Genomic DNA, 3,349 nt, shown 5'->3' on the forward strand with positions numbered 1-3,349 from the left:
CATTCTTAATTACGGAGGAAATCCCAAAATGGCTTTTTGAAAAGCATAGATAAAAAAACTGCGGCTAACATGGTATTGGCAAAATGCGGGGTTTATGCCTAAATTGTACTTTTTGTAATATTTAGCCGCCAATATTTTCCAATTCCACATTTTTGATTAACTTAGTTCCATTGAAAAAATATTGGCTACGATTGGTCTGAAATTGAACTTTCGTGCAAATTAAGCCCGCACTTCGCCAATACTTTTTCCGTTAGCAGAAATTTTATAAAAACTATCGTCTTAAAAGAGTGAAAAATAACTATAAAAGATTTTTATCAATGAATAAATTTTTATATTTTTATCCAAACTATAAAATTAAAAAAAATGAAAAAGACATTTAATTTAGTATTGCTATTTGTATGCTTTATTACTTTAAGTTCGTTTGAAAAGCAAAAACCATTTGATGGAAAACCAACTTTTGTATTTCAGAGTTCTTGCGACGCAAGTCAAAATCTTGACGAAACTTGTAGAAGTTTTATTGGAAGATGTAGAAAAGGTGGAATTAATTCAGAATTCCCAGGTCAATTCTATGATGTAAAAATTAGAGAAGTAAAAAATGGCACCTCTGCGGATCACAAAAAGGCTTGGAAATTATTAAATGACAACAGATTTAAAAAATAATATTATGAAAAAATATTTCGGAATAGTTCTTTTGAGAACCAAAAATGAAACGACGAATAACTGCAGTTTTGAGGAGACATATTTGTCTATAAAGTCACAAAATATAGATGAAGCAAGGACTGTTTTAGAAGAATATGGAAAATCTTGTGAAACTACCTACAAAAATCAGAATGAAGATGTAATTGTTGTAAATTTTGAAAAAATAATTGATGTTAACGAATTTTTGAGGGAAGAAACACAGGAAAAATATCAAGAATTATATTCAAGAAATTTTCAAGATATAGAGTCATATTCTAAGTTTGAAAAACTTTATAGCCAATAAAAAAACTTCTGCTAACATCGGTTTTGCAAAAGCGGGGGTGAAGTTCCCTTGCGGTGAAAGTTTTGTAAAATTTATCCGCAAAAAACCATTTCGTTTTTTTTATTTTTTGTAATTTTGAAAAAACGAAAATAGTTTTTGCTCAGTTCGGTTTTTAATAGAAAGTTTCGGCTTTCTTAGCCCCGCCTTCGCAAAGCCGTTTCCCGTTATGCCTCATTTTAAAAGACGATAATGCAACATAATATAACAGCATTTGCAGACGAGTTTGGAAACAACTCATTTGACTTTCAGACACAAGGAACACATTTCATTGTGGCGACTGTTATGTGCAAAAACGAAAATTTAGAAAAGCTAAAAACAGACATTGATGAAATAAGAAGAAAGCATAATTTTCAGACAGGTGAAATGAAATCAAGTGGCGTTGGACCTAACCACCCAAGACGCAAAAAGATACTTGAAGACATTGCACAACTAGACATATCTATTTATGCTGTTATCGTTGACAAAAGACAGCTTTTTGGAAAAGGATTTGGCATCAAAAAATCATTTTATAAATATCTCAATAACTTAGTTTATAAAGAACTTTACAGGACATTTCCACGACTTGAACTTTACGTTGATGAACACGGTGGAAACGATTTTATGCGTGAATTTAAAACTTATGTAGAGAAGCATCACGAGAGAAATTTGTTTTCTGGTTCAGACTTTAATATTCTTAACAGCAAACAAAGCTATTTCATCCAGTTAGCTGACTTTGTTGCAGGAACATTGGGTTACATTTTTGACGAGGGCAAAAAATCCGAACACAGTAGCGAATTTGAAGAAATCTTAAAACCAAAAATCAGCAGTCTGAACTTTTTCCCAAAAGAGTTTTCATTTAAGGAATTTCAAGACACAAACGTTGATGCAACTTTCGACCCTAAAATTGCTGAAGTCTGCTATTTAAGAGTTCAAGACTTCATAGACAAAGAAACAGGATGCGACCAACAAAAAATCGACCAAATAAACTTCCTAAAACTCTTATTACTATTTCAAAGAGCAAGCATTAGAAACCGCTATGTTTCGACAAAGGAAATTTTCAACCATTTAAATCAAAGCAGACACGAAGACCTAAAGGAGGAGTATTTTAGAACTAAAGTAGTTGGCAATTTAAGGGACAAAGGTGTTTTAATAGCATCAAGTCGGGACGGATATAAAATACCATCTTGCTCTCAAGACTTAGACAACTTTATCAATCACGGAAAACGAATAGTTTTACCAATGCTAAACAGAATAAAGGAGGCAAGAAATACAATAAAGTTAGCGACAGGAAACGAATTAGACATTTTAAACAAGGATACATTTAACGAACTAAAAGACCTACTTGATAAAGAATAAAGTAAAATGATAAATACATTAGAATATCAGATTTCCATTAGCCGAGAGCTTGACACAATTAAGAATCGTGTTAGAAATTTAATTGGTGATGCTAACTGGGGTGAAGACGGTAGATATAAAGAAGAAAAACTAAAAGCAGTTTTAAGGACTAGATTACCTAATAATCTATCTGTTGGAACTGGATTTGTTTTAAATCAAATATCTCACAATGAAAATGTTGTTTCAAAACAAATTGATATTCTAATATATGACAATACACAGCCTACTATTTTTAGTGAGGGCAACTTTGTGATTGTAACTCAAAATAGTGTGAAGGCTTTAATTGAAGTAAAATCTAGAGTTTTATCAAATCGGACTGATAAAAACGGACTGTACAAGGTCGTAGAAAATTTCAGTTCAATAGTAAGATTCCCAAGGCTTTCAAGAACAGATAATAATCGAATATTTAGAGGACTAATTTCATTTGATTTTCAAGGACGAATTAATTCTACAGTTATAGATGATTCACTTAGACTTTCAGGAGGACTAATTAACCATTTCTCATTAGGTGGTAATATTTTCATTCGGCATTGGCTAGATAGCGGAGGGCTGAATCCACCAATAGAAGCAGATTGTAACGCAAATTTCTATAATATTTATGAGTTAGAAGATTTATCCCATTCTTACTTTATTTCCAATCTAATTCATATGACGACAACAGCAGATATGACAGACAGATATTTTATGGACTTTCCAATAGAGGGAACTAAGGAAACTAGACGAAATAGAACTGTCTGCCTATGAAAAAAACGAGGCATAACAGGCGTTTGGCAAAAAAGCGGGTTCAGTGCTTAGATGAATCTTTGTAATTCGTATCAAGCTCAGTGCTAGCAGACAGTTTAGTGCTTCGAAATCCGCTTCTTCGCCAAGCGCCCAACCGTTATCTGCAATTTTATACCAATATTGCGGTTTTTAGAGGAAAATCAGGTTGGATTTTAGCGGAAAAAATTTTTG

The 3,349-nt window shown here is 32.4% G+C and carries 4 protein-coding genes; all 4 read left to right on the forward strand.

All coding sequences use genetic code 11. The annotated features are described in order from the left end of the window. The first annotated feature begins 363 nt into the window (after positions 1–363). The 4 genes from AC23MB_RS14130 to AC23MB_RS14145 all read left to right on the forward strand — a co-directional run bounded on the left by AC23MB_RS14130 (position 364) and on the right by AC23MB_RS14145 (position 3,139). Positions 364–660, forward strand: coding sequence for a hypothetical protein (locus AC23MB_RS14130; protein ID WP_277693919.1), 297 nt, complete (start codon positions 364–366; stop codon positions 658–660). Between the two features lie 4 nt (positions 661–664). Beyond that, on the forward strand, positions 665–982 hold the full coding sequence (locus AC23MB_RS14135; RefSeq protein WP_032132346.1) for a DUF4288 domain-containing protein: 318 nt from the start codon (positions 665–667) through the stop codon (positions 980–982). Positions 983–1,210: 228 nt separating this feature from the next. Beyond that, the gene (locus tag AC23MB_RS14140; protein ID WP_487787622.1) at positions 1,211–2,356 is read left to right on the forward strand and encodes a DUF3800 domain-containing protein; all 1,146 of its coding nucleotides are present in this window, start codon (positions 1,211–1,213) and stop codon (positions 2,354–2,356) included. 6 nt (positions 2,357–2,362) lie between these two features. Further along, a complete protein-coding gene (locus tag AC23MB_RS14145; RefSeq protein ID WP_487787623.1) occupies positions 2,363–3,139 on the forward strand; it encodes a DUF6602 domain-containing protein in 777 nt (258 codons plus the stop codon). Positions 3,140–3,349: the final 210 nt, after the last annotated feature.

Source organism: Soonwooa sp. T0.1_25 (assembly GCF_057652215.1).